Annotated in this window: 16 protein-coding genes, 1 pseudogene and 1 riboswitch; of the genes and pseudogenes, 8 read left to right on the top strand and 9 right to left on the bottom strand. The window is 69.8% G+C overall.

Features of this window, described 5'->3' with window-relative positions:
• Window positions 1–17 precede the first annotated feature (17 nt).
• From ADL12_RS29085 to ADL12_RS29095, 3 genes are all read right to left on the bottom strand, one after another.
• Window positions 18–1,295, bottom strand: coding sequence for a LolA family protein (locus ADL12_RS29085; RefSeq protein ID WP_062706894.1), 1,278 nt, complete (start codon window positions 1,293–1,295; stop codon window positions 18–20).
• A 293-nt stretch (window positions 1,296–1,588) separates the two neighbouring features.
• Window positions 1,589–2,554: a CHRD domain-containing protein gene (locus ADL12_RS29090; protein WP_244188090.1), complete on the bottom strand. Its 966-nt coding sequence runs from the start codon at window positions 2,552–2,554 to the stop codon at window positions 1,589–1,591.
• Window positions 2,555–2,808: 254 nt separating this feature from the next.
• Window positions 2,809–3,819, bottom strand: coding sequence for a polyprenyl synthetase family protein (locus tag ADL12_RS29095; protein WP_062706897.1), 1,011 nt, complete (start codon window positions 3,817–3,819; stop codon window positions 2,809–2,811).
• 228 nt (window positions 3,820–4,047) lie between these two features.
• Here ADL12_RS29095 and ADL12_RS29100 point away from each other — a divergent pair, with 228 nt between their 5' ends.
• From ADL12_RS29100 to ADL12_RS29110, 3 genes and pseudogenes are all read left to right on the top strand, one after another.
• Entirely contained in the window at window positions 4,048–5,406 is a 1,359-nt protein-coding gene (locus ADL12_RS29100) for a peptide MFS transporter (protein WP_062706899.1), read from the top strand.
• A gap of 19 nt (window positions 5,407–5,425) precedes the next feature.
• Window positions 5,426–7,433, top strand: a pseudogene (locus ADL12_RS29105) (CocE/NonD family hydrolase).
• 281 nt (window positions 7,434–7,714) lie between these two features.
• Window positions 7,715–7,890, top strand: a riboswitch (cyclic di-AMP (ydaO/yuaA leader).
• A gap of 5 nt (window positions 7,891–7,895) precedes the next feature.
• Window positions 7,896–8,666, top strand: coding sequence for a LysM peptidoglycan-binding domain-containing protein (locus ADL12_RS29110; protein WP_062706902.1), 771 nt, complete (start codon window positions 7,896–7,898; stop codon window positions 8,664–8,666).
• Window positions 8,667–8,699: 33 nt separating this feature from the next.
• On the opposite strand, the gene ADL12_RS29115 is transcribed toward ADL12_RS29110, so the two are convergent.
• From ADL12_RS29115 to ADL12_RS54300, 3 genes are all read right to left on the bottom strand, one after another.
• Window positions 8,700–9,530 carry a Cof-type HAD-IIB family hydrolase gene (locus ADL12_RS29115; RefSeq protein WP_062706904.1) on the bottom strand — a complete coding sequence of 277 codons (831 nt, stop codon included), beginning with the start codon at window positions 9,528–9,530 and terminating at the stop codon, window positions 8,700–8,702.
• 145 nt (window positions 9,531–9,675) lie between these two features.
• Window positions 9,676–9,852, bottom strand: a complete 177-nt coding sequence (locus ADL12_RS29120; RefSeq protein ID WP_244188091.1) for a carboxymuconolactone decarboxylase family protein — start codon at window positions 9,850–9,852, stop codon at window positions 9,676–9,678.
• Complete coding sequence (locus tag ADL12_RS54300; RefSeq protein WP_159053327.1) at window positions 9,849–10,013, bottom strand: hypothetical protein; 165 nt, start codon at window positions 10,011–10,013, stop codon at window positions 9,849–9,851. Before ADL12_RS54300 ends, ADL12_RS29120 begins: the two co-directional genes overlap by 4 nt.
• Before the next feature lie 73 nt (window positions 10,014–10,086).
• Here ADL12_RS54300 and fahA point away from each other — a divergent pair, with 73 nt between their 5' ends.
• The 4 genes from fahA to ADL12_RS29140 all read left to right on the top strand — a co-directional run bounded on the left by fahA (window position 10,087) and on the right by ADL12_RS29140 (window position 13,749).
• Entirely contained in the window at window positions 10,087–11,310 is a 1,224-nt protein-coding gene (fahA, locus tag ADL12_RS29125; protein WP_062706905.1) for a fumarylacetoacetase, read from the top strand.
• Window positions 11,311–11,433: 123 nt separating this feature from the next.
• Entirely contained in the window at window positions 11,434–12,231 is a 798-nt protein-coding gene (locus ADL12_RS29130) for a hypothetical protein (protein WP_062706907.1), read from the top strand.
• A complete protein-coding gene (locus tag ADL12_RS29135) occupies window positions 12,228–12,605 on the top strand; it encodes a GntR family transcriptional regulator (RefSeq protein ID WP_062706909.1) in 378 nt (125 codons plus the stop codon). The genes ADL12_RS29130 and ADL12_RS29135 overlap by 4 nt, the downstream gene beginning before the upstream one ends.
• 205 nt (window positions 12,606–12,810) lie before the next feature.
• Window positions 12,811–13,749, top strand: a complete 939-nt coding sequence (locus tag ADL12_RS29140; protein WP_062706911.1) for a M56 family metallopeptidase — start codon at window positions 12,811–12,813, stop codon at window positions 13,747–13,749.
• Between the two features lie 165 nt (window positions 13,750–13,914).
• Here ADL12_RS29140 and recQ read toward each other — a convergent pair whose 3' ends face one another.
• The gene (recQ, locus tag ADL12_RS29145; RefSeq protein WP_079052344.1) at window positions 13,915–15,942 is read right to left on the bottom strand and encodes a DNA helicase RecQ; all 2,028 of its coding nucleotides are present in this window, start codon (window positions 15,940–15,942) and stop codon (window positions 13,915–13,917) included.
• Window positions 15,943–16,153: 211 nt separating this feature from the next.
• Here recQ and ADL12_RS29150 point away from each other — a divergent pair, with 211 nt between their 5' ends.
• Window positions 16,154–16,696 carry a Uma2 family endonuclease gene (locus ADL12_RS29150; protein ID WP_062706913.1) on the top strand — a complete coding sequence of 181 codons (543 nt, stop codon included), beginning with the start codon at window positions 16,154–16,156 and terminating at the stop codon, window positions 16,694–16,696.
• Between the two features lie 74 nt (window positions 16,697–16,770).
• Here ADL12_RS29150 and nuoN read toward each other — a convergent pair whose 3' ends face one another.
• Complete coding sequence (gene nuoN, locus ADL12_RS29155; RefSeq protein ID WP_062706914.1) at window positions 16,771–18,420, bottom strand: NADH-quinone oxidoreductase subunit NuoN; 1,650 nt, start codon at window positions 18,418–18,420, stop codon at window positions 16,771–16,773.
• Window positions 18,417–19,988 (bottom strand): NADH-quinone oxidoreductase subunit M, encoded by a 1,572-nt coding sequence (locus tag ADL12_RS29160; protein ID WP_062706916.1) that lies wholly within the window; start codon window positions 19,986–19,988, stop codon window positions 18,417–18,419. The genes nuoN and ADL12_RS29160 overlap by 4 nt, the downstream gene beginning before the upstream one ends.
• Window position 19,989 lies beyond the last annotated feature (1 nt).

Raw genomic sequence — 19,989 nt, forward strand, 5'->3', positions numbered from 1 at the left:
CGGCGGTTGGTTACGGCCTACTTCGCCGAGTCGGCCGCCTTCACGAGCGCGTCCTTGTCGACCGCGCCCACGTAGACCTTGCCGTCGTCCGTGATCAGGGCGTTGATCAGGCGGGTCTTGAAGACGGTGCCCGAGCCGAACTTCCCGGTGACCTTGTCGCCCAGGGAGTCGAGGAAGCCGCCCATGTCGCCGCCGACCTCGGCGCCGGACGGGACGCCCTCGCCGCCGGTGTCGAAGACGGCCACGGAATTCCAGCCCTCGCCTATGACCTCGGGACCGCCTTCGGGCGCCTTGCCCGGCTTGCCCTCGGACTTCGAGCCACCGAACTCCTTCTCGAGCTCCTTGCGGAACTCGTCCTCGGACTTGGTGCCGCCGTGCTCCGGAGCGGACCCCTCCAGCTCGCCCTCCTCGGTGACTTTCGCCCCCTTGGGCGGGGTGAAGTCGAAGGTGGAGGCGGCCGGCTTGGCGAAGCTGACCTGGGTGAAGCCCGCGTCGATGACTGCCGCGCCGCCGCTGGACGGGGTCAGCGTGAACTTCAGCGGCATGCCGGTCTTGGCGTCCACGGCCACGGTGATCGCGCCGACCGTGGTCCCGGACTGCTTCGGCTTGATGAGCAGCCGGTACGCGTCCCGGCCCGCGACGTGCGCGGTGCCGTCGACGGTGACGGACGTGGTGTCGTCCACCGCCTTGAGGACTTCCTCGGTGAAGTCCTTGGGAGTGGCGGGTGCCTCTTCGGGCTTCCCCTGCTTGCCCTTCCCGGCCTGCGCCTCGTCGGCGGTGCCGTGGAAGACCTCGTTCGACTTGCTGTCGTAGCCCCAGATGTCCTTGCCGTTGTGGATGAGGCTGTACTCGGAGGCGTTCTCCAGCAGGGAGAGCTTCTGCTTGTTCTCGCCGTCGAGGGCGACGCGCAGGGTGTGCGTGCCGGACGCGAGCTCGGTGAGCTTGGCCGAGGGGTCCGCGGACGATCCGTCACCGGACCCCGAGCCCATGGCGCCGGATGCGAAGCTGGACTCCAGACCGCCGAGGTCGGGCAGGCCGAGATCGGTGGTGATCTTGAAGGTGCCGGACAGCTGCTGTACGTCCGACTGGGCGATCTTCTCGATGAGTTGCTGCGCGGTGATCTCCGGCAGGTCCGGGTCGCCGGAATCGGCGATCGCCGGGACGAGCCCGATGGTCGCCGCCGCGACTCCCACGACCGCGACCGGGACGACGTACCGCGCGGCCTTGCGCCGTCCGGCGCGCAGGTCGTCGACCTCCCCGGCGGTCGTACTGTCGTCCGATGCGTACGGTGCCATGTGTGCCTTACCTCCGTCGTCGGCGGCGGCTGCCCGTCTCGTTTCCTCGCCCGCGAGTCTCTCGACCCCCGCACTCGTCCACTGGTCCACCCGTGCGCCGCCATTCTCACCCGAATCGGTGAGGAGTGGTGATTTCCGTGGTTTCCATCTGACCAAATCGGCCAGGAAGATTCGTCAGCCTTCGGAGCCAACTCCGCGTACACCTGCGGTATGACACACGACGCCGGCGCCTCCCCCGACCCGTAGGGGTTGGACGGGGAAGACGCCGCTGTGCGTGGGCGCTGCCGCGCGGATCAGCCGTTGATGAACACGTAGTCGGCCTGGTACGGCACGCCGACGACGGCGCCGGGCGTGCAGGAGCCGGTCGGGGCGACACCGCCGACGGTGTTCAGCCGCAGAATCTCGGCGGCGTCGGCGAGGAGGCCGTGGTGCTTGCCGGACCGAGTGGCCCTCAGGTCGAGCTCGGGGATGTTCCCGTCGCCGTTGGGCGTCCTGGACAGGACAGCCCCCGTCACCGCACTGCCGTCACGCGCGGTCCACTGCGGCGTACCGGAGTTGGGGGCGACGAAGGAGTGCGCGATACGGCCGCCGAGTATGGCACTGACGTCCCGCTGGGCGAAGGCGTACCCGCCGCCCTCGGCCGGCTTGCACTCGTAGATCTGCTTGCCCTCGACGACGGATGCCTGGAAGTTGTCGAGCGCGTCGCGGAAGTCGAACTCGGCGACGGTGACCTGGTGGAACTGGCCCCGTACGGCGCCGCCTGGGAACTCGGCGGTGTGGAGGTTGGCGTAGAACGAACTCGGGTCGGTCTTCAGGGCGTTGAGGAGGGCGGGGTCCTTCACGGTGACGGTGCCGGTGAGGCTGTGGCCCTTGCTCTTGCTCTCGCCGAGGAGCCCGCCGAAGTCGACCTTGATGCCGCCGTTGGTGCCCTTGGCGCCCTGGTGGATGTGGAGGGCAGTCGGCTTCCCGGTGCCGCGCCAGGTGACCGCGACGGACACCGTGTCACCCTTGACCTGCACGAACTGCAGGGCGGCACCGTCCTTGTCCCCGACAGCGGGCCCACCTTCGACGGGCACCTCGTTCGCCCCGCGAAGACTGGCGGCGAGGATGGTGCCCCCGGTGCCGAGGCCCGCGTGGTCAGCGCGGTCGCCTCCGGCAGCGAAGGCGGGAACCACAGCGGCGGCGACCCCACCGATGGCGGCCACCGCGACAGCGGTGACGATCAGGCTCTTACGGCGCTTCGAGAACGTCGTGTCCATGCCCATGATTCTGTTTCTCCCCGCATTGCAGCCGACACCCCCTGCGCCAGCTTCCGGGCATTCATACGGAGACGATCTCAGTTTGGACTCAGTCCAGCTTCGTGACGTGCATCACACCACCAGCCCGTTCCGGCGTTTGAGGACGAGGCCCGTTCAGGGCCGACGGGGGGTCCAGGGGGCAGAGCCCCCCGGCGGGGTCGAAGGGGCAGAGCCCCTTCGGGATGGGACGGGTAGGGGCGGCGGGGGCGAAATACCTACCCGGCCCGATGCACCACCGCGTCGCACAACTCCATCAACGCAGCCTTCGCATCAATGTCCGGCAACGGCGCCAACGCAGCCCGCGCATCCTCCGCATACCGCACCGTGTCCCGACGAGCCTGCTCCAACGCCGGATGCACCCGAAGCGAAGCCAACGCCTCAGCAAGCCGCGCGTCATCGCTCAGGTCGGAGTCCAGCAGCTCGCACAGCGCGGCATCCTCCGCCAGCCCCAGCCGCTCGGCCCGCTCACGCAACCGCAGCACCGGCATCGTCGGAATCCCCTCCCGGAGATCCGTACCCGGCGTCTTCCCGGACTCATGGGAGTCACTCGCGATGTCCAGCACGTCATCCGCAAGCTGGAAGGCGACCCCCAGCCGCTCCCCGTACTGGGTCAGCACATCGACCACCGCCTCGTCGGCGCCCGACATCATCGCCCCGAACCGGCACGACACCGCCACCAGCGACCCGGTCTTCCCGCTCAGCACATCCAGGTAGTGCTCAACCGGATCCCGCCCGTCCTGCGGCCCCGCAGTCTCCAGGATCTGCCCGGTGACCAGCCGCTCGAACGCCTCGGCCTGCACCCGCACCGCCTCGGGCCCGAGGTCGGCCAGGATGTGCGAGGCGCGCGCGAACAGGAAGTCGCCGGTCAGCACGGCGACCGAGTTCCCCCAGCGGGTGTTCGCACTGTCGACACCCCGCCGTACCGCCGCCTCGTCCATCACGTCGTCGTGGTACAGCGTCGCCAGATGGGTCAGCTCCACCACCACCGCCGACGGCACGATGCCCGGCGCATACGGGTCCCCGAACTGGGCAGTGAGCATCACAAGCAACGGCCGGAACCGCTTTCCACCCGCCCGCACCAGGTGCTGGGCGGCCTCCGTGATGAAGGGGACCTCACTCTTGGTGGCTTCGAGCAATCCCTCCTCGACAGCCGCCAATCCGGCCTGGACATCGGCTTCCAGAGCCTGGTCCCGCACGCTCAGCCCGAACGGCCCGACGACGGTCACGAGGGGTCTCCTGTCTGCTGGTGTCTTCTGGCGGTTACACGGTTTGTCGATAGGTCGCTGCCATCACTCAAGTCAGCGTATCCGGTCACGTTTCGATCACCGATGCCGCCCACCCGTCCACCATGGGCGGTATTGGATCACGACCGGTATGTTTTTGATCACGTAATAAGGCCGGATATCCATCGACTTATAGGGAAGTAGCGGCCCGTTTCCCGAACCGAAGTCGACATCGAGCCCGGGAGTGGACCGCCGCACCGCTCCGACCAGGCCTTCTTCGGCCAGCCCAGAGGCCTGCTCACGCTCTGCGGCCTCGAGGTCTGGGAACGCTTCTCGTTCCTCGGCATGCAGGCCATCCTCGTCCTGTACTTCGCCGACACGGTCACCCACGGCGGTATGGGCATGTCGGCCGGAACCGCCGCCTCCGTCTCCGCCGCCTACGGCACCCTCGTCCATCTGGTCTCCGTCGTCGGCGGCCGGCTCGCCGACCGCATCCTCGGCTCGTATCGCGCGGTGCTGTGGGGCGGCATCCTCATCGCCTGCGGCCATTACGCCATGGCGGTGCCGACCGCCGGCATGACCTGGGTGGGCCTCGGCCTGATCAGCGCGGGCACGGGACTGCTCAAGCCCGACGTCGCCACCATGGTCGGCAAGCTCTACCGCACCGACGACAACCGCCGCGACGCCGGCTTCGCGCTCTCCTACATGGCGATCAACATCGGCGCCTTCGCGGGCCCGCTGTTCACCGGCTGGCTCGGCGACCACAGGGGCTGGCACTGGGGCTTCTCGGCAGCCGCGATCGGCATGACGCTCGGCCTGGTCCAGTATGTCGCCGGCCGCCGTCACCTGGCCGGACGGAAGCACGCCGCCGAGGTCACGCCGCCCCCGGACTCCCCCACGCTCGAATGCGCCCGCGCTGGGGAACCCCCGCCACACCAGGCGATCCGCGTCGTCGCCGCGGGCCCCGTCGTCGCGGGCCTCGTGGCCACCGCGGTCATCGCCGTCCGCCTCGCCGCCGCCGACCGGCTCACCGTGGACCGCTTCGTCGACCTGCTCACCCTCGTCTCGGTGATCGCCACGATCGCCTACTTCGCGGTGATGTTCACCAGCCCGCGCGTGACCCCCGAGGAACGCGGTCGCCTCCGGCCGTACATCGTCCTCCTCCTCGCCTCGACGGTCTTCAACTTCGTCCTCTTCCAGGCGTACTCGACGATGATGCTGGCCTCGACGAACACCGAGAGGTCGATCCTCGGCTTCCACTTCCCCGCCGGCTGGTACGCCTCCGCCCTCGGCGCCTTCGAGGTCGCCCTCGCCCCCGCCGTCGCCGCGCTGTGGGTGCGCACGCGGCGCAGACAGCCGCACGCGTCCAACAAGATCGCGATCGGGGGCGTGCTCGGCGGCCTGTCCTTCCTGCTGATGGTGCTGCCGACCTTGGGGCAGTCCGCCGAGGGCCACCTCATGTCCGTCCTCTACGACGACGTCTCCCAGCCCGCCTACTTCGGCGTCAACGGCGCGATCGCGGTGGCCGCGGGGCTGGCCGTGACGGCCGCGGCACCGTGGCTGCGCCGCACGATGCACCCGGTGCACTGACCTGACGGGGATCCCGCTCATGCACATCCGTACGTCCTTCCCCCACGAGACGGCTCACGAAGACCTCTGGATCCCGCTCCCGGACGGGACTTTGCTGTACGCGCGCGTGTGGCGCCCTCTGACGGACGAGCCCGTACCGGCGCTCCTCGAATACCTGCCGTACCGCCTGACCGACTGGACCGCACCCCGCGACCACCAACGCCACCCCTGGTACGCCGGCCACGGCTACGCCTCCGTCCGCGTGGACATCCGCGGGCACGGCAACAGCGAGGGCATGCCGACGGACGAGTACTCGGCGACGGAGCTCGACGACGGGGTCGAAGTGGTCGACTGGCTGGCGGCCCAACCCTGGTGCAACGGCAGGGTCGGCATGTTCGGCATCTCCTGGGGCGGCTTCAACTCCCTCCAGATCGCGGCCCTCGCACCCGAGCCGCTCAAGGCGATCGGCACGGTCTGCTCGACGGACGATCGCTATGACAACGACGTGCACTACATGGGAGGTTCCGTCCTCGCCGTCGACATGCACGCCTGGGCGTCGACCATGCTCGCCTTCATCGCCCGCCCGCCGGACCCCCAGTACGTCGGCGGCGCCTGGCGGGACATGTGGCTGGGGCGGCTGGAGGCCGTCGAGCCCATTCCGCACACCTGGCTCGACCACCAGACCCGCGAAGACTACTGGCGCCATGGCAGCGTCTGCGAGGACTACCGCGCGATCGACGCCGCCGTGCTCGCGGTGGGCGGCTGGCAAGACCCGTACCGCGACACGGTCCTGCGCCTCGTCGAACACCTGCCCGCCGACCGCGTCCGCGGCCTGATCGGCCCCTGGTCGCACCATTACCCGGACCGAGGCCTGCCGCCGGGCCCGGCGATCGGCTTCCTCCAGGAGACGCTGCGCTGGTGGGACCACTGGCTGAAGGACGAGGACACAGGCGTCATGGCCGAGCCCCTGCTGCGCGCGTACGTCAGCGACTCCCACCGCCCGGCCACGGTGTACCCCACGCTGCCGGGTCGCTGGGTCGGCGAGCCGGCCTGGCCCTCTCCCCACGTGCGCAGCGTGACGTACGCCTGCCAGGGCGCCCCCGTCCTCGTCCGCTCGCCCATGCACACCGGCATCGACGCCGGCCGGTTCTTCCCCTTCGGCAATGACGCCGATCTGCCGCCCGACCAGCGGGAGGAGGACGCGCGCTCGGCCTGCTTCGAGTTCGAAGTGGGCGAGGAGACCTGGGTGTTGGGGCGGCCGAAGGTGCGGCTGAGGCTGACTTCGGAGGTGCCGCGCGGGCAGGTCGTCGCCCGACTCTGCGACGTGGCGCCCGACGGCTCCTCGACCCTGGTCACGCGCGGCGTGCTGAACCTGTCGGCGCGCCACGGCCGCGACCGTGCGGTGCCGTGGGAGCCGGGTGCCACCGAGGACGTGACCTTCGAGCTGAACGGCATCGGCCACGCCTTCCCGCCCGGCCACCGCATCCGCCTCGCCGTCTCCTCCGCCTACTGGCCGTGGATCTGGCCCCGGCCGGACTCGTCGGCGGGCTTCACGCTGGAACCGGCCGGGAGTTCTCTGGAACTTCCGGTACGCGCGCGTGCGTTGGACGAATCAGCGGAAGACACAATGATCGCCTTCGAGGAACCGGAGCAGGCGGAGCCGCTCGGCGTGAACTCCCCCATCACGCTGGACGAACCGCGACCCGAGCGGCTCGTCGTGCGTGACGTCGCCAAGGGCGAGTGGCGCCTGGAGGTCGACCCTCGGTACGGCGGCACGCGTGTACCCCGACGGTCTGGAGTTCGCCGAGGACGCGCTGGAGACGTACACGATCGACGAGTGGGACCCCCTGTCGGCCCGCACCCGCTCGGACTGGTCGATCCGGCTGCACCGCCCGGAGACGGCATGGGACGCGACGGTGCGGACCCGCTCGGAGATCAGCTGCGACGGGCATGACTTCGTCACCTCCAACGAGGTGATCTGCAGGGACGACGAAGAGGTACTTTTCCACCGGACCTGGGAGAAACGGACTCCACGGACAGCCGGTTAAAGGCGAGTTGGATCCATTGCCCGATTTGCCGCTCTTGTGGATGCCAGTGAGTTGGGTCACGCGCGCCCGGCCGCACATCCGCCTCGGCGCACCGTCATCCCCCCTTGCCTCAAGCGCAAGTTGAGGCTTGGCAACCGCAAAGGATCAAGCACCCCATACGCACCAGACCATGGTCAACCGGCACGACGGGTGACCATGGCCCTTGTTCGGGGCATGTGCTCTCGCATACGTTCCCGCTCAGTCGGGCGGACGCCGAATCCTGCCGCCGCCCGAGTCATCCACCTACGTACTCACTCACGCACGGCAGGAGCGGGGGACCCAGGTAAGTCGCCGGACCGGACGCCTCGATGGCACGCCGGGCCGGCTCGGGGTGAAGTTCGCGCTGCCGCACGGCGGCGCGGCCGGGCATCTCCCGCCCGAACCCGACAGCTCACCTCGCAGGCGTCGGAGAGGAACAGCGCCATGGCCCGAGGCAAGCACCGCCGCCCCAGAACCAGCCCCCTCACCCGGCACGTCGTCGCAGCCGGAACCGGTACCGCCGCCCTCGCCCTCCCGCTCCTGAGCGCGACCACCGCGAGCGCCGCACAGCCGGCCCAAGCCCCCTCCGTCGCGCAGGCGGCACCGCAGACCGCACCGTCCGCGGCGAAGGCCAAGTCCGTCACGTACACCACGAAGAAGGGCGACACGCTCTACGGCATCGCGGACCGGTACGACGCGAAGGGCGGCTGGCGACAGCTCTACAAGGACAACCGCAAGGCCGTCGGCGACGACCCCAGGCTGATCCACCCGGGTCTCGACCTGAAGGTCCGGGCGACGAAGGCCGGCACGGCGAGCAAGACGGCCGACAAGGCGTCCGCGCCGGCCAAGAAGTCCGCCGTCGCCCACGCCACCACGGCCTCCGTGAAGTCGTATCCGGACAACCTCGACGGCTGGATCCGCAACGCGCTGGACATCATGGCTCAAAACGGAATCCCCGGTTCATACGACGGTATTTACCGCAATGTCATGCGTGAGTCGTCCGGCAACCCGGCCGCCATCAACGGCTGGGACTCCAACGCCGCGGCGGGCACCCCGTCCAAGGGCCTCCTGCAGGTCATCGACCCCACCTTCGCGGCTTACCACGTGCCGGGGACGGTCTACGACCCCTTCGACCCGGTCGCGAACATCACGGCCGCGTGCAACTACGCGGCCGCGCGGTACGGCTCGATCGACAACGTGAACGGTCCTTACTAAGCAAAACCATTCTGTACTGGGGAAGAACGGGCACTACTGGGCGAAGTCGGCCAGGCTTCCCGCGAACAGTCTCTCGAGGACGACGGCGATGCCGTCGTCCTCGTTCGAGAGGGTGATCTCGTCGGCGACCGCCTTGAGTTCGGGGTGCGCGTTGGCCATCGCGACGCCGCGGGCCGCCCAGTCGAACATCGGGATGTCGTTGGGCATGTCACCGAAGGCGATGGTCTCGTGCGCGCCGAGGCCCAGGTGCTCGGCGGCGAGCGCGAGACCGGTCGCCTTGGTGATGCCGCATGGCTGGAGTTCGACGGTGCCCGGCCCCGACATGGTGACCGTCGCGAGGGAACCGACCACCGCGCGCGCCGTCGCCGCCAACTCGTCATCGGACAGGCTGGGATGGCGCAGCAGCACCTTGCTGATCGGCTCGCACCACAGGTCGTCGCGGTGCCGGACGCGCACGGCGGGCAAGGTGGGGTGCGGCATCAGATAGCCGGGCTCGATGAGCGTGAGCCCGTCGACGCCGTCCTGGTCGACGGCGGCGTACACCTGCCCCACCTCGGCCTCGATCTTGCCGAGCGCGGTCTCCGCCAACTCCCGGTCCAGGTTGATGGACCACAGCAGACGGTCCGCGCCGGCGTCATACAACTGCGCGCCCTGTCCGCACACCGCGAGCCCCCTGCTGCCCAGGACGTCGAGGAGCGGCCGCACTCGGGGCGCCGGCCGCCCCGTCACGACGAGGTGCTGGGCACCGGCCGCCGCCACCTGCGCGAGCGCGTCGAGGGACCGGTCCGAGAGCGTGTCGTCGCCGCGCAGCAGCGTCCCGTCCAGGTCAGTGGCGATGAGTGAATATGCGATGGGTGGGGCCATGATCAGAGAATACGGACAGGACGCCCCATCGACTCGATGTGAACCGGACGGCTGCTGTGTTCACATGTGTTGACAGCAGTTCCGGTTCCGCTGCTGTTTAATGCGTTCGCTTCCGCGCCGCAACTGCCCCGCGCGGGTTGCGATTTCACCCCCACGTGGTGTCCGCGGGTTCCTTGATGGTGGAGTTGATGCGGTTGAACATGCTGGTGACGCCGATGGTGAGGATCAGCGCCGACAGCTCCTTCTCGTCGAAATGACCGGCCACTTCGTCCCACAGCGCGTCCGGAACCGACTCCTGCGAACGGTCCGCGAGCCTCGTCACCACTTCGGCCAGCTGCAGCGCGGCCCGCCCCGCAGCCCGACGATCTCGACCAGCTCCTGGGGCAGGCCGCGGTCGGGGTCACCGAGGCCGCCTGAGCGCCGGCGGACTGCGGCGACCAGGAGATTCGTCGACTTCGGCGACGCGAGCCCCGCACTGCCCAAGACAGGCGACTCACCCGTAACGTGTGGCCCGACCACATGGCATACGGAGCGTATGAGAGTGAGGCAGCACCCCATGCCCCCCTTCGATCTCCCCGAGGGCGACCCCTTCGGCACGCACAACCTTCCGTACGGCGTCTTCTCCCTTCCCGGCTCGGACTCCGCACGCCGGGTCGGCGTCCGCCTCGGCGAGCACGTCCTCGACGCGGGCAAGGCGGCGTACGCACTCGGCTCGCCGTACGCCCCGCTGCTCGCGCAGGACTCCCTGAACCCGCTGCTCGCCGCGGGCCGCACCACCTGGTCGGACGTACGGCGCGCACTGACGGCGTGGGTGACGGTTCCCGCACACCAGGAGGCCATCGCGGACCTCCTCCACCCCCTGTCCTCGGTCATCCTGCACCTCCCCTTCGAGGTCGCCGACTACGTCGACTTCTACGCCTCCGAGAACCACGCCCGGAACGTCGGCCAGATCTTCCGCCCCGACGCGGCGGACTCCCTGACCCCCAACTGGAAGCACCTGCCGATCGGTTACCACGGCCGCTCGGGCACGGTGGTGGTGTCCGGCACGGATGTTCTGCGACCGTCCGGCCAGCGGAAGGCACCCACTGATCCGGCTCCGGTCTTCGGCCCGTCGGTCCGCCTGGACATCGAGGCCGAGGTCGGCTTCGTGGTCGGCACGCCGTCGCAGATGGGCAAGCCGGTGACTCTGGGCGACTTCCGGGAGCACGTCTTCGGACTCTGCCTGCTGAACGACTGGTCGGCACGCGACATCCAGGCCTGGGAGTACGTCCCCCTCGGCCCGTTCCTCGGCAAGTCCTTCGCCACCTCGGTATCGGCGTGGATCACCCCTCTGGACGCGCTGGAGGAGGCGCGTGTGGCACCGCCGGAGCGGACGCACCCGCTCCTGCCGTACCTCGACGACTCCGGCTCCGAAACGGAACCCGGCGGCTACGACCTGCGGATCTCCGTTTCGATCAACGGCCATGTGGTCTCCGAACCTCCCTTCTCCACCATGTACTGGACGGCCGCCCAGCAACTCGCCCACATGACCGTGAACGGCGCCTCGCTCCGCACCGGCGACCTGTACGGCTCGGGCACGGTGAGCGGCCCGGCGGAAGGCGAGCGCGGATCGCTGCTGGAGCTGACGTGGAACGGCCGGGACGCCCTCGAACTCCCCGACGGCAAGCGGACGTTCCTGGAGGACGGCGATGTGGTGACGCTCTCCGCCTGGGCGCCGGGGCCGGGCGGGGTGCGGGTGGGGCTGGGCGAGGTCACCGGCCAAGTTGTAGCAAGCAGTTGACACAAAGCTCCAGGAGACCGCATCTTGTACTCACCGCTTGATACAAGCGGTGAGTACAAGTCTGCGTACAGATCTGCGTACAGGTCTGTGCACAAGTCGTCTCCACGGGGGTCTGTGTCTCTCATGCTCGAACTCGGTTCGCGCCCTTCCGCCTCGGCGCCCGCGTCCCGCGCACCCGTCGACCGCTACGCCCGCTGGACCGGCCTGGTCGTCGGGGCGCTCGCCTCCCGCTGGCCGGCGCCCCTGAACCACGGGGAGGGCACCCTCTACGCCATCCTCATGTTCGGCCTGTGCGCGGTCGCCGGAGTGCTGCTGGGCGACGCCCTGACCGCACCACGCCGGGGCGCCGTACGCACGGCGGGCCTCACTCCCCGCCGGGTCCGCGACTACGTACCGCCCCGGATGACCCCCCTACTGCTCGGCCTCGCGGCCGCACTGGTCGTCGTGCTGACGGCCGCGGCCGCGGTGGCCTCGCCGGACGACCTGGGCCGTGCGGGGCGCGCGCTCACGCTGACGTGCCGGGGTATGACGGAGTCGGCCGGCCCCTGGCCCGGCCTCTACTACGGCCTTCCCATCCTGGCCTCTCTGACCCTCTCCACCGCCGCCTGCGGCTGGGCCCTGCGGCGCATCGCGACCCGCCCCGGCGACGAACAGTCCCGCCGCGACCGGACGTTGGCGATCGTCGCCGCCTGGGGGCTGGTGGTCTCGTCGTCCCTGTTCGGCACGGCCTCGACGGTGTCGGGTGCCCTGATGAGCACGACGTGCGACGGCGCGGTGGGGGTCGCGGCGAACTGGACGGTGTGGCCGCTGGGTCTGCTCGCCCTGCTCACGGCGCCGTGGTGCCTGTTCACGATCATCTCGCCCCGGGCGACGGCATGGCGGGGCCGTCGGGCCGGCATCAGCGGAACCGACCGCCGATGAGCGGGGCAGGCCTGCGCGTCGACACGACCAGCCCGGTCCCGCCGTACGAACAGATCCGCGCCCAGCTCGCCGCCCTGATCTCCACCGGCCGCCTTCCGGAGGGCGAACGCCTGCCGACGGTCCGGCAGTTGGCCGCCGACCTGGGGCTGGCCACGGGAACAGTGGCACGGGCGTACCGCGAATTGGAGGCGGCGTCCCTGATCCGCACCCGTCGAGGCGCGGGCACCCGCGTCGCCCCGCTCCCCGCCGGTGTCCACCGCCCGGATCGGGCCGAACTGGCAGCACTGGCACGGCGGTTCGCAGATCAGACGCGTGCGCTGGGAGCGGACGACACGGAGGTGGTGGCGGCGGTCCAGGAGGCGCTGCGCGCGTAGGCCGTGACGCACGGCGACGCCGGACTGCCGGATGATGTCCATGTCGGCGTACGCGTGATGCCCCAAGGCGAGTTCGGCGGTTCTTCCCCGCTGACTCCGGCGACCGTCGCCGTCATACTTGCTGACGGCGGGTGGCGTGTTCATCGCCCACCGCCCCGCACAGCCGCCCGCGCACCTTCCCTGACCAGGATCCGGAGCCCTTGGCATGACCGCCTGCCTGCTCCTGCTGAGCATCGTCGCCCTGACGGCCGCCGTACCCGTCCCCCGGGCGCTGACCCGGGCCACCTGGCCCGAACAGGAACCCGTGGTCGCGCTCTGGGTGTGGCAGTGCCTGGTCGCCACCGTCCTGCTGTCCTGCCTGACGGCCCTGACCCTGGGCGCCGCTGCCGTCTTCGGCACGGTACGCGCCCAGCTCTTCGCTCCGGCGCCGCCGTCGGTGACCGAGGCGTACGACCTCTCGGCCGCTCCCGCCTGGGCGGCCACCCTCACCGTGCTGCTGGCCTGCGGGGCCGCCTGGACGACCGCGATGCTGGCCCGCGAGCTCGTCGACGCGCGTCGGCGACGCGGCCAGGCCAGGGCCCACCTGCGCGAACGCGCCCCCGACCTGCCCGCGGGCCTCGGCTCGGCGCGCGGCCCGCTCCTGGTGCTGGAGGACGAGTACCCCGACGCCTGGTGGATGCCGGGCAGCCCGCCCCAGCTGATCGTCACCACGGGCGCCCTGCACCGCCTGACCGACCACCAGCTCGACGCCGTCCTCACCCATGAACGTGGCCACGCCCAAGCCCGCCACGACTGGCTGCTGCACCTCTCCACCGCGCTTGCCACCGGATTCCCCCGCATCCCGCTGTTCGCCCACTTCTGCGACCAGACCCACCGCCTGGTCGAACTGGCCGCCGACGACACGGCGTCCCGCCGCTGCGGTCACCTGACGACGGCCCTGGCCCTGATCGAACTCAACCAACACCGAGGCGTTCTCTCCTGTGCCTCCACCCACCGCCTCCTGGGCGAACGCGTCAACCGCCTCCTCCAGCCCCCGCCGCGCCTGGGCCGCCGCCATCGTGCCCTCACGACGACGCTGGCAGCGCTGGTGCCGCTGCTCCCGCTCCTGATCACGTTCGCACCAGGGCTGACGGCGCTGAGCTGACCGTCGCGCTTGGGCCGGCGTACTGGCACCTATGTACTGGCACCGGTGTACTGAGACCGGTGTACTGAGACCGGTGTACTGAGACCGGCTGTACGTGCGCGACACCCCGCGGCCGGCCTCAGCGCCGGGCACGCGTCACTTGCCGAGCTGCTCCGCGGCCGGCCTCTAGGCCCAGTCCTCCGGCTCCGCATCCGTCTCGGGCCAGTCGTCCGCCCCGAGATCCGCACCCAGGGCCCCTGGATCCGCCTCAGCCGACGCCGCCGCCCCCTCACCAGACTCCCCACGCACCGAGCCCAGCACCTCGAGCACTCCCTCCCCGTAGGTCACCAGCTTCTTCTCCCCCACACCGCTGACGCCCCCGAGCTCCCGTACGGACGCGGGCCACACCGTCACGATCTCCCGCAGCGTCGCGTCATGGAAGATCACATACGCCGGAACGCCCTGCTCCCGAGCCTGCTCGGCACGCCACGCCCGCAGCGCCTCGAAGGCCGGCACCAGCTCCTCCGGCAGCTCGGCCACCGCGGCCTTCGCCTTGCGCTCGCCACGCCCGGAGCCCGCGGAACCCGACCCCGACGCCGACCGCGAGGTCACCGGCTTCTTCGGCTCCTTGCGCAGCGGCACCTCCCGTTCCCGCCGCAGCACGGTCCCACTGCCCTCGGTCAGCACGAGCGTCCCGTACTCCCCCTCGACCGCGAGCAGCCCCTGGGCCAGCAACTGCCGGATGACGCCCCGCCATTCGCCCTCGCTCAGCTCCTCGCCGATGCCGAACACCGACAGCTGGTCGTGGTCGAACTGGATCACCTTGCCGGTGCGCCGCCCCAGCAGGATGTCGACGATCTGCAGCGCCCCGAACTTCTGCCCCCGCTCCCGCTGCAGCCGCACCACCGTCGACAGCACCTTCTGCGCCGCGACGGTGCCGTCCCAGGTCTCCGGCGGCGTCAGGCAGGTGTCGCAGTTGCCGCAGCCCACCGGATCCGGGTCCTGGCCGAAGTAGGCGAGCAACTGACCGCGCCGGCACTGAGCCGTCTCGCACAGCGCCAGCATCGCGTCCAGGTGCGAGGCGGCCCGGCGCCGGAACGCCTCGTCGCCCTCGCCCGACTGGATCAGCTTGCGCTGCTGTATGACGTCGTTGAGGCCGTAGGCCATCCAGGCCGTGGAGGGGAGACCGTCGCGTCCGGCACGGCCCGTCTCCTGGTAGTAGCCCTCGACCGACTTGGGCAGGTCGAGGTGGGCGACGAACCGCACGTCCGGCTTGTCGATGCCCATCCCGAAGGCGATGGTCGCCACCACGACCAGGCCCTCCTCCCGTAGGAACCGGGATTGGTGCGCCGCGCGCGTGCCCGCGTCCAGGCCGGCGTGGTACGGCACCGCCTCGATGCCGTTGCGGCTCAGGAACTCGGCCGTCGCCTCCACGGACTTGCGCGACAGGCAGTACACGATGCCCGCGTCGCCCGCGTGCTCCTCGCGCAGGAAGCTCAACAGCTGCTTCTTGGGGTCCGCCTTCGGCACGATCCGGTACTGGATGTTGGGCCGGTCGAAGCTCGCCACGAAGTGCCGGGCACTCGGCATGTTCAGCCGCTGAGTGATCTCCTGGTGCGTCGCATGCGTGGCCGTCGCCGTGAGAGCGATCCGCGGCACGTCCGGCCAGCGCTCGCCGAGCAGCGACAGGGCCAGATAGTCGGGACGGAAGTCGTGGCCCCACTGGGACACGCAGTGCGCCTCGTCGATCGCGAACACCGCGATCTTGCCGCGGGAGAGCAGGTCCAGCGTCGAGTCGAGCCGCAGCCGCTCCGGTGCGAGGTAGAGCAGGTCCAGCTCGCCCGCCAGGAACTCCGCCTCCACCACCCGCCGCTCGTCGAAGTCCTGCGTGGAGTTCATGAACCCGGCGCGCACACCGAGCGCCCGCAGCGCGTCCACCTGGTCCTGCATCAGCGCGATGAGCGGGGAGACGACCACGCCCGTACCGGGTCTGACCAGGGAGGGGATCTGGTAGCACAGCGACTTCCCGCCGCCGGTCGGCATGAGCACGACGGCATCGCCGCCTGCCACCACATGCTCGATGACCGCTTCCTGCTCGCCACGGAAGGCGTCGTACCCGAAAACCCGGTGCAACGCGGCCAGCGCCTCGCTGCCGCTCGCCTGTGCCGCCTCGGTCACCGTTGGCATCTCACTGATCCCACCCGTCGCACCCATCGCCATGTCCCCCGCACGTCGTCCCTCGACCACTGCATCCACGATAGGGGCCACCACGGACAGCGCCGGAGTTATCCACAGGCTTGCGTCCCACACTTCCGTAATCGACCGATAACCTTGTGCGATCGGCACAACTCTGCCTGGAGCACTGGTGAGCACGACGAACGCAGCTTTGGAGCCCGACTGGCCCCTTCCTCCAGACGGTGGCTGGATGGCCGACGACCTGGACCGCATCCCGAACCTGCCACCGCACACGCAGTTGATCGACGCGAGCCTGGTCTTCCCGTGCCGTCAGTCGGTGTTCCACGTGCGCGCCATGGGTTTCTTCGGCCGGCAACTGGACAGCTCCGCACCGTCGGGGCTCGAGGTCCTCTGCCGGTTCACCATGGACATCGACCAGCACAACAGGCCGGAACCCGACGTCATCGTCGCCCGGGGAGAAGCCCTGGTGAGTCTCGATCAGACCCGCCTTCCGGCCGCGGACGTCCTGCTGGCAGTCGAGGTCGTCATGCCGGACTCCGCCTCCCGTGACCGCGAGACCAAGCCCCTAAAGTACGCCAGGGCCAAGATCCCCCACTACTGGCGGATCGAGAACGAGAAGGGCCGCGCGGCGGTGCACGCCTTCGAGCTGGAGCCCACGACCGGTACGTACACCAGCGTGGGGATCTTCCGCGAGCGGATGAAGGTAGACGTTCCGTTCCCTGTCGACCTGGACCTGACCCAGATCAAGACGCGCCGCGACAAGGAACAGTAGCCCCACACACATCACAGCGGCCCGGCAACCCCCTGAGGGGAAGCCGGGCCGCTGCCACGCCTGCGGGCACCGCGTCAGCGCACGAAAACCCCCGCCGTACTCGCCAGATCCAGGAAGTACTGCGGCGCCACACCCAGCACCAGCGTGACCGCCACGCCCACCCCGATCGCCGTCATCGTCAGCGGCGACGGCACGGCGACCGTCGGCCCCTCCGGGCTCGGCTCGCTGAAGAACATCAGCACGATGACGCGGATGTAGAAGAACGCCGCGATCGCGGACGAGATCACACCGACCACGACCAGCGGGCCGGCCCCACCCTCCGCCGCCGCCTTGAACACGGCGAACTTCCCGGCGAAGCCGGAGGTCAGCGGAATGCCCGCGAAGGCCAGCAGGAACACCGCGAACACGGCTGCGACCAGCGGCGAACGGCGGCCCAGACCGGCCCACTTGGACAGGTGCGTCGCCTCACCGCCGGCGTCGCGCACCAGCGTCACCACGGCGAACGCGCCGATGGTCACGAAGGAGTACGCGCCCAGGTAGAAGAGGACGGACGACACTCCGGACGGCGTGGTCGCGATGACACCCGCGAGGATGAAGCCCGCGTGCGCGATCGACGAGTACGCCAGCAGCCGTTTGATGTCGGTCTGCGTGATCGCGACGATCGCACCGCCCAGCATGGTGACGATCGCCACGCCCCACATGACCGGCCGCCAGTCCCAGCGCAGGCCGGGCAGGACGACGTACAGCAGACGCAGCAGCGCACCGAATGCCGCCACCTTCGTCGCCGCCGCCATGAACCCGGTCACCGGCGTCGGCGCGCCCTGGTAGACGTCCGGCGTCCACATGTGGAACGGGACCGCGCCCACCTTGAACAACAGGCCCATGACGATCATCGCGGCGCCGACCAGCAGCAACGCGTCGTTGCCCATCGTGTCCGCGAGCGCCGGGCTGACATCCGGCACCGTGCCGTCGACGACCTGCGCGATTGCCGCGTACGACACGGAGCCCGCGTAGCCGTACAGCAGCGCGATGCCGAACAGCGTGAACGCGGAGGCGAACGCCCCGAGCAGGAAGTACTTGACCGCGGCCTCCTGCGACATGAGCCGCTTGCGGCGGGCCAGTGCGCACATCAGGTACAGCGGGAGCGAGAAGACTTCCAGGGCGATGAACAGCGTCAGCAGGTCGTTGGCCGCCGGGAAGATCAGCATGCCGGCCACCGCGAACATCAGCAGCGGGAACACCTCGGTGGTGGTGAACCCGGCCTTCACTGCGGCCTTTTCGCTGTCGCTGCCCGGCACGGACGCGGCCTGCGCGGCGAAGGAGTCGACCCGGTTGCCGTGCGCCGCCGGGTCGAGTCGCCGTTCGGCGAAGGTGAACAGGCCGACGAGGCCCGACAGCAGGATCGTTCCCTGGAGGAACAGGGCCGGTCCGTCGACGGCGATCGCGCCCATCGCGGCGATGCCCGCCTTGGTCGTGGCGTACCCGCCGGCCGCCAGCGCCACGACCGCGGCGAAGGCCGCGACGAGCGCCACGACGCAGACGAACACCTGCGTGTAGTAGCGAGCCTTGCGCGGGACTACCGCCTCGATCAGCACCCCGACGATCGCCGCGCCGACGACGATCAAGGTGGGCGACAATTGTCCGTACTCGATCTTCGGCGCGTCGATCTTCGAGATCGGGTCGGCCGCGGTTGTCCACAGGCTGTGGACGACTGATGCGCTCACTTGGCGGCCTCCACCTCGGGCTGGGGGTCCTTCTTCTGTACGTCGGACATGGTCTGCTTGACCGCCGGGTTGACGATGTCCGTGACGGGCTTCGGGTAGACGCCCAGGAAGATCAGCAGTACGACCAGCGGAGCGACGACCACGAGTTCACGCACCCTGAGGTCGGGCATCGCCGAGACCTCGGGCTTCACCGGGCCCGTCATCGTCCTCTGGTAGAGGACGAGGGTGTAGAGCGCGGCGAGCACGATGCCGAAGGTGGCGATGATGCCGATCACCGGGTAGCGCGTGAACGTGCCGACCAGGACCAGGAATTCACTCACGAAGGGCGCCAGTCCCGGCAGCGACAGGGTCGCCAGACCGCCGACCAGGAAGGTTCCGGCGAGCACCGGGGCGACCTTCTGCACACCGCCGTAGTCGGCGATGAGCCGCGAGCCGCGCCGCGAGATCAGGAAGCCGGCCACCAGCATCAACGCGGCGGTGGAGATGCCGTGGTTGACCATGTAGAGCGTCGCGCCGGACTGGCCCTGGCTGGTCATCGCGAAGATGCCCATGATGATGAAGCCGAAGTGCGAGATCGACGCGTATGCGATCAGCCGCTTCATGTCGCGCTGGCCGACCGCGAGCAGTGCCCCGTAGACGATGCTGATCACCGCCAGCACGAGGATCGCGGGCGTCGCCCACTTGCTCGCCTCCGGGAACAGCTGGAGGCAGAAGCGGAGCATCGCGAAGGTGCCCACCTTGTCGACGACCGCGGTGATCAGTACGGCGACCGGTGCGGTGGCCTCCCCCATCGCGTTGGGCAGCCAGGTGTGCAGCGGCCACAGCGGCGCCTTCACCGCGAAGGCGAAGAAGAACCCGAGGAACAGCCAGCGCTCGGTGTTCGTCGCCATGTCGAGCGTGCCGTTGGCACGGGCCTCGGCGATCTCCTGGAGGCTGAAGTTCCCGGCGACGACATAGAGGCCGATCACCGCGGCCAGCATGATCAGACCGCCGACCAGGTTGTAGAGCAGGAACTTCACGGCCGCGTACGAGCGTTGCGTCGCCGCCACCTTCTCGCCGTGCTCGTGGGCACGGTCTCCGAAGCCGCCGATGAGGAAGTACATCGGGATGAGCATGGCTTCGAAGAAGATGTAGAAGAGGAAGACGTCGGTGGCCTCGAAGGAGAGGATCACCATCGCCTCGACGGCCAGGATCAGGGCGAAGAAGCCCTGCGTCGGCCGCCAGCGGCTGCTGCCGGTCTCCAGCGGGTCGGCGTCGTGCCAGCCCGCGAGGAGGATGAACGGGATCAGCAGCGCCGTCAGCGCGATCAGCGCCACCGCGATGCCGTCCACACCGAGTTCGTAGCGGACCCCGAAGTCGGCGATCCAGGCGTGGGATTCGGTGAGCTGGTAGCGGTCGCCGTCCGGGTCGAAGCGGACCAGGACGGTGATCGCGAGGGCGAGCGTGGCGAGCGAGAAGAGCAGCGCCAGCCACTTGGCGGCGGTGCGCTGGGCGGCCGGTACGGCGGCCGTGGCGATCGCCCCGATCGCCGGGAGCGCCGCCGTCGCTGTCAGCAGAGGAAAGGACATC

Origin of the sequence: Streptomyces regalis, assembly GCF_001509475.1 — a bacterium.
GTDB lineage: Bacteria > Actinomycetota > Actinomycetes > Streptomycetales > Streptomycetaceae > Streptomyces > Streptomyces regalis.